This is a genomic window from Tetzosporium hominis, from assembly GCF_002265435.1.
Classification (GTDB): Bacteria; Bacillota; Bacilli; order Bacillales_A; family Planococcaceae; genus Chryseomicrobium; species Chryseomicrobium hominis.
Window position 1 is genome coordinate 1 of record NZ_NOKQ01000124.1, and the last position, 276, is coordinate 276.

Genomic DNA, 276 nt, shown 5'->3' on the forward strand with positions numbered 1-276 from the left:
CGTTGAGTAAAAATTTTAGCACTTCTTCAATTTCCTTTTCTAAGTCATTATTATTTAAATCAAATAATGTTCCACAACCGCTTCCTACAAAACCACCGTAGTAATACCACAAATCCATTGTGATGCAGTCTAGATCTTCATCATAGGCTTTTGCAGGTTGATAAAAATTAATTGCTATTTGTGAACGGTACTCTTTTTCCAAACATCTTTCAGCTGTTAAATCATTTAGCTCATCTCCATCTATGTCTCTACAAACTTTGATGCTAAGATTTGGTT

Annotated in this window: 1 pseudogene; it reads right to left on the reverse strand. The window is 33.0% G+C overall.

The window, feature by feature from the left end:
• Positions 1–276, reverse strand: a pseudogene (locus CF394_RS00675) (hypothetical protein); the annotation flags it as partial.